The following is a 6,129-nucleotide window of genomic DNA, read 5'->3' as shown; positions in this document are numbered from 1 at the left end:
CCGTGACGGTGCGTGACCGCGACACGCTGGCGCAGGAGCGCATCGCCATCGGTGAGCTGAGCGGCTGGATTCAGGCCCGGCTGAAGTAGCGTTTCAGCAGACTCACCCAGCGAGCAGGGTTCACCCGCCAGGAAACACTTTCTGGCGGGTGAACCCTGCTCGCTGGGGGTGAGTCTGCTGAAACGCTACTTCAGCCGGGCCTGAATCCAGCCGCTCAGCTCACCAATGGCGATGCGCTCCTGCGCCAGCGTGTCGCGGTCACGCACCGTCACGGTGTTCAGCAGCGCCGGGTCGGACTCCTTGCCCTCCCCGCCGAGGCCCACGGTATCGAAATCGACGGTGACGCAGTAGGGCGTGCCCACCTCGTCGTGGCGGCGGTAGGCTTTGCCGATGTTGCCGCTGTCTTCATACAGCACGCGGCCCAGACCCAGGCCCTGCAACTCGGCCTTGATGGCGCGGGCGACACTGGTGATCTCCTCTCTGTTGCGGGCCAGCGGAATGACGGCCACCTTGATGGGCGCCAGATGCGGCTTCAGTTTCAGCACGATGCGCTCCGAGCCGTTGTCCAGCGTCTCTTTGGTGAACGCCTCGGACAGCACCGCCAGCAGCGCCCGGTCCACGCCCGCCGACGGCTCGATGACGAAGGGCACCACCGGTTTATTGGTCTCCGGATGCGGGATGGTCAGCTTGGCGACACTGTCGTTGTTTTCCTCGACGCGGGCGACCAGACCGAGTTCGCCCTGCGACTTGGTGTGCGAACCGAGGTCGTAGTCGCTGCGGTTGGCGACGCCCTCGATCTCTTCAAACCCCAGCGTCGGGTAGTCGTACATCAGGTCGTAGGTGCGCTTGGAATAGTGCGCCAGGTCCTCGGCGGGCACGTCCAGAATCTCGATCTTGCTACGCGGCACGCCCTGGGCTTCCCACCAGCTCAGGCGCCGCTCCAGCCAGTGCGCGTGCCAGTCCTCGTCGGTGCCGGGCACGCAGAAGAATTCGATCTCCATCTGCTCGAGTTCACGGATCCGGAAGATGAAATTGCGCGGCGTGATCTCGTTTCTGAATGCCTTGCCGATCTGGGCGATGCCGAAGGGCAGGCGGCGCGAGGTGCTGTCCACCACGTTCTTGAAGTTGGTGAAGATGCCCTGGGCCGTTTCGGGTCGCAGGTAGCCGTAGCTGTCCTCATCGGCGGTCGGGCCGATGGTGGTCTTGAACATCATGTTGAAGGGCTTGGGCTCGGTCCAGTCGCCCACCTCACCGCTGAAGCTGTCTCGCACGCCGGAGCTGATCAGCGCCGCGCTGGCCTGGGCCGGATTGTTCACCAGCGACTGCACCAGCGCCGGGAAGTTGTCCAGACTCGTGCCCATTGCCTCAGCCACGGCTTGCTGCACGGCGCTTTTCTGCTCTTTGACCAGATGATCCAGGCGGTAGCGCTTTTTGGTTTTGCGGTTGTCCACCATCGGGTCGGAAAACGTCGCCTCGTGGCCGGAGTGCCTCAGCACCAGCCGGTGCATGATGATGCTGGCGTCCAGGCCCTCCATATCGTCGCGCTCGTAGACGTTGGCACGCCACCAGGCGGCCTTGATGTTGTTTTTCAGCTCCACGCCGAGCGGGCCGTAATCGTAGAAGCCTTGCAGGCCGCCGTAGATTTCCGAGCCCTGGAAAATAAAGCCCCGGCGTTTGCACAGGCTGACGAGTTCTTCCATGTTCTGTGCGGGCATAGGAATCCTCCTTGACCCCTCCCCGGCATAAAAAAGCCAGGCGAAACGGGTCGCCTGGGGACGCTGAGTACTGCACCAGCGCGGTTCCACCCCAGTTCCGGGTCAGAGCTGAACTCTTGACACGGCACTTTTATGACTCACTGCTCCCCGCTGCCTTTCCCGGAGCCGCCCTTACCTGACTTCCACCGTCTCAGGCTCGCTTGAAGGGCTGTGCTGTCTCGGTACTCCTGCGGTTCAACGCCTCCGTATTGTGGGCGAAACGGGGCAGAGGGTCAAGGATTCTTTAGAACTTGACTCACCGGCTCGGTCCACCGCCACTGTTCACACCCGGTTTTACTTCTTCAAAAAGGCCAGCAGCGCCGCGTTGACTTCCTCGGCGTGGGTCCAGCCGATGGCGTGTGGGCCGCCTTCGATCACCACGTACTCGCTGCCTGCGATCAGGGCGGGGAGGCGGGCACCCGTCGCGGCAATCGGCAGCACCCGGTCAGCGTCGCCCTGAATAATCAGGGTCGGCACGGTGATGCTGGCGATGTCGGCGCGGAAGTCGGTCAGCCAGGCCGGAACGCAGGCCAGAGTGGCGCGGGCCGAAGACGCGGCAGCCACGTTGAAGCTGGCGTCGAGCACCTCGTCGCTGACGCGGCTACCCTTGAGCACGTCGGCGTTGTAGAAATTCTGGAAAAATCCCTTGAAGAACGCCGGGCGGTCCTGGCGGATACCGGCCATGATGCCGTCGAAGACGCTCTGGGGCACGCCTTCGGGGTTACCCGGCGTCTGAAGCAGAAAGGGCGCGATGGGCGCCGCGAAGACCGCCTTGGCGATGCGGGCCGAGCCAAATTTGCCCAGGTAACGGGCCACCTCGCCGCCACCCATCGAGAATCCGGCGATCACGGCGTCATGCACATCCAGATGCCGCAGCAAAGCGTCGAGGTCGGCGGCGAAGGTGTCGTAGTCATAGCCGACCGACGGCTGGCTGGACGCCCCGAAGCCGCGCCGGTCATAGGTGATGACACGGTAGCCCGCCTCCAGCAACGCCGCCTCCTGGCGCTCCCAGGAGTGACCGTTCAGCGGAAAGCCGTGAATCAGCACCACCGGCTGTCCCTGACCGTGATCCTCAAAATAGAGTTCGATGTTCTGGTTGTTTTCCTGACCGACGGTGACGTGTGGCATGTGTTCCTCCGGGAGCTGGGCAACGCTGTACAGAAAATCCTATGTGTATTGCGCACAACTAGGTTTGCTGTTTCGTTAGGCTAAAGCAACCACATCAGGAGAATGTGATGGCCTGTACCAAGCAGCCGAGCGTGAGCAACAGCCCAAGGCCGCCGTGGCCAGTTTAATAGCGGCCAGCCCGGTCACACCTCACTCCAGCCGGTCCACCACCACGCTCGCCACGCATCCGGGCCGCTGCTGGGTAAACCCGAAGGAGAGTCGGGCACCCTTCACCATGAAGGAAACGTAGCTCTCCGACGCCGGAGAATGCGGGCTGGGCGGCGTCAGGGTAGGTTGCACGAACCGGCCTAGGACCGCCTTACGCGTCACGCAGACCGACCTGGCAGTGGTCACGGTCAGGATGGCCCGCGCCCGGTTATGCCGGTCCGCTCGGAGTTCGGCGGCAGTAAACAGCGGGCCGGACTCGCGCTGCGCCCTGAAGAACTGGAAATACTCATTGTCGCCGCCTGGCACGAAGCGCAGGCCCAGCAGGTGTTCAAGCGCGGCTGTGTCGTCAAAAGAAGCGTCCACAAGCTGCTGGGCGACCGAAAAAAAGCTCGCCTCAGTCGGCGCGGCGACCACCGACCCGGCCAGGGCGCTCGCCACCGCCGCTGAGCGGACCAGTCCGGTTACGTGACTCCAACTCACACCGTCCTCCTCGTTGCCCGACACCAGGGCGCCGCTCAGGTCGGCACCGCCAAACACGCAGTTTCTCAGCACCGAGTCGCTGAGGCTGGCCGCCAGCAGATTCGCTCGCCGGAAGGTGCTGCCGACCATCACCGCCCCGCTGAATTCCGAGCGGATCATCAGGGCACCCTCGAAGGTGCAGTCCGTGATGCGGGTGCCCCAGAATTCGCATTTGCCGAGCTGGGCGCCGCTGAAGTTGCAGCTCGTCAGCACCGAGTCCTGAAACGACGCGCCGAACAGGTCCGCGCCCGAAAAATCGCAGCGAATGAGGGTCGCGGCGCGGGCACCGATCACGCCGGTCAGGTCCAGGCCGCTGAAATCGCAATCTGTAAACGTCTGCCCGGTCAGGTCGAGCGAGGCACCTGCATGGCCCAGCCAGGTCTTGAGCTGCTCCGGGCCGATTCCCCCCGTATCAACCACCTCCGGTTCAGCCACCCTTTCTCTGGAGTCCTTTATCACCGATCTCGAACACCGCCGGATCGAGCTTGAAGGTCCGCAGCAGATCACCGATGTACTTCTGCACGTTCTGGGTGGTGTAGCCGGGCGCCCCGGCCTTGAGCTGGCCTGCGTCGTAGTCCTGAAGAGCGGCCATCCACATCAGCAGCTCCGAATTGCGCTGCTTCTCGGCGTCACTCATTTTGGCGATGGCGGGCTTGCTGAAAGCGACCTGAAACTGCCGCAGCAGCGCGGCGTCCTGGGCGTCGCTGGACTCCTTGCCCGACATGATCCGGAACGACACCGACACCCAGATGGCCGTACCCGTCGCCAGGCTGTTCATCTTGAAGCCCTTGGGTTCCAGCGACTTGCCCCAGGCTCTGGCCACGTCGAAGGTACTGAACGCCGTGCGGAGCTTGTCTTCCAGCGCTGGAGTCAGCTTGCCGCTGGCCTTGCCCGCCTTGATGAACACGTTCACGATCAGCTCGCGGGTGTCGCTGCTGACCTTGGCCGACGGCTTGTACTCGGAGGCTCTGGTGTCGACCGCGCCGCCCGCCGGAGCCGCAGCGGCGCTGCCCATCGCCGAGCTGATGACACTGGTGTCCACACTGGAAAACAGGCTGGCGAAGCTGTCCTCGGCGAAAGCACTGGTACCAAACATCAGGGTGGTGGCAAGAAACATCTTCAGGTGTGCTCGTTTCATAAGTAGACCTCTCAACACAGATATGGATCTCGGCTTTGAATCGTCATACGGTTTTGCTCCGCTTCCAGGAAATCCGGTGAGGTTTCCGGATTCCCTTCCACCTCCGCCAAACCGTATTTCTTGGCACTCGCTCCGCTCGCCAAAACTCCAGGAGTTTTGTTCAATTTCGTATCATATTCCCAAATCTCAGCCACAAGACACATGACTTACACCTGGTATGGTGCGTTTTATCTTTCCGGTTTTGGCATCGAAGAGGTAGAGGCTGAATGCACTGATGTATTCTGGTTTGTCTATATTCGTCTCACTTTCACTGGCAAAACTTGGCACGCGGACCATTGCAGCGGTCAGGGCCACCGTACTGGCGTCGAGCCAGCAGGCCGCTGTGATCCAGTTGGTGAGGGCAGAGTCTGGAGGGTTGGTTGGCTGTGAATTGACGGGCTCCCAGTCCAAGAACACCGACTTGGCGCTTGGTAAATCGTGAACACTCAAGACGCTCGGATTTTCGGCGGCGCTGACGTGCACCGAAGTCCATTCGAGCAGCTTCTTGCCATCTGGCGACACCTGAAGCGTGGGCAGTCGGCTCCCCACCTCGCCTTCTTTGGGCCGCAGCCTGCTCAGGGCCACGATTCGGTCTGTGGCTGTATCGAGTTTGAGCAGCACGTAATCGGTGTTGCCCGCCGCACCACCGCCGTTGCCGCCGTTAGAGCTGAAATAGACCGCCTGTCCGTCTGGAGACACCGCCGGATCTCCGGTCCACCAGTTTTTGGGGTCGTTGTAAGCACTGGCGTCGATTTGAAGCGTCTTCTGGGTGACGGCCAGCGCGGCACTCAGCTTGCTTGGGTCAAAAATTGTTCTGGCCGCTTTGGTCTTGCCCACCACCCGCAGGGCCGGGTACTGTGCAAGCCACGCGCTGACTGCCCCAGAATTGGAAGTGGCACGGGGCCTGAATTCTGCCGTTTTCCAGACTTTCTTCAGTTCTGGGTCGTAGCGGACTTCTCCGGCCTGAACGTAGCTGCCGTCACGCGCCCAGGAAAAGCTCTGGAAATAGAAATCGAGTGCGTTGAGTGGCGCAGGCAGAGCCGTGCGACTGGTATACGGCGGCCTGGAGATGAATCCCTTCCTGAGCGTCTCTGCCTGTGAAATATAATCAAGCGGCGCACCTACAAAATAAACAAGCGTTCCGTCTTGAGGAGATAGCGCTACAGCCTGTGCTCCCTGAGTACCCGCTAACTTTACGATTTTACCGTTATTTTCGGTCCAGATTCCGTCGGGCTTGACATACACCATACCACCAGCCTGTGCGACATTGAATACCAGGCCGGGAATGACAGCAAGCAGGAATTTATTCATTTTCATGCCCCCTATTTGTCGAGCGAGTAGCGC

At 61.6% G+C, this 6,129-nt stretch carries 5 protein-coding genes; all 5 read right to left on the bottom strand.

Annotated elements, in window-relative coordinates; all coding sequences use genetic code 11:
* Positions 1–185 precede the first annotated feature (185 nt).
* The gene (locus tag Q0R23_RS03350) at positions 186–1,715 is read right to left on the bottom strand and encodes a glycine--tRNA ligase (protein ID WP_293910356.1); all 1,530 of its coding nucleotides are present in this window, start codon (positions 1,713–1,715) and stop codon (positions 186–188) included.
* 333 nt (positions 1,716–2,048) lie between these two features.
* On the bottom strand, positions 2,049–2,882 hold the full coding sequence (locus Q0R23_RS03345; RefSeq protein WP_293910354.1) for an alpha/beta hydrolase: 834 nt from the start codon (positions 2,880–2,882) through the stop codon (positions 2,049–2,051).
* Positions 2,883–3,071: 189 nt separating this feature from the next.
* On the bottom strand, positions 3,072–4,028 hold the full coding sequence (locus Q0R23_RS03340; protein ID WP_293910352.1) for a pentapeptide repeat-containing protein: 957 nt from the start codon (positions 4,026–4,028) through the stop codon (positions 3,072–3,074).
* Between the two features lie 7 nt (positions 4,029–4,035).
* On the bottom strand, positions 4,036–4,746 hold the full coding sequence (locus Q0R23_RS03335; RefSeq protein ID WP_293910350.1) for a DUF6683 family protein: 711 nt from the start codon (positions 4,744–4,746) through the stop codon (positions 4,036–4,038).
* Between the two features lie 186 nt (positions 4,747–4,932).
* The coding region (locus Q0R23_RS03330) for a hypothetical protein (protein WP_293910348.1) at positions 4,933–6,129 on the bottom strand (1,197 nt) is incomplete at its 5' end.

This window comes from Deinococcus sp., from assembly GCF_025362455.1.
GTDB lineage: Bacteria > Deinococcota > Deinococci > Deinococcales > Deinococcaceae > Deinococcus.
Note: the sequence above shows the minus strand (reverse complement) of the source record. Positions and strands in the feature narration are given on the sequence as shown.

Coding starts and splice junctions, on each gene's coding strand:
- Q0R23_RS03350 (WP_293910356.1), bottom strand. CDS start 1,715: ATGCCCGCACAGAACATGGAAGAACTCGTCAGCCTGTGCAAACGCCGG.
- Q0R23_RS03345 (WP_293910354.1), bottom strand. CDS start 2,882: ATGCCACACGTCACCGTCGGTCAGGAAAACAACCAGAACATCGAACTC.
- Q0R23_RS03335 (WP_293910350.1), bottom strand. CDS start 4,746: ATGAAACGAGCACACCTGAAGATGTTTCTTGCCACCACCCTGATGTTT.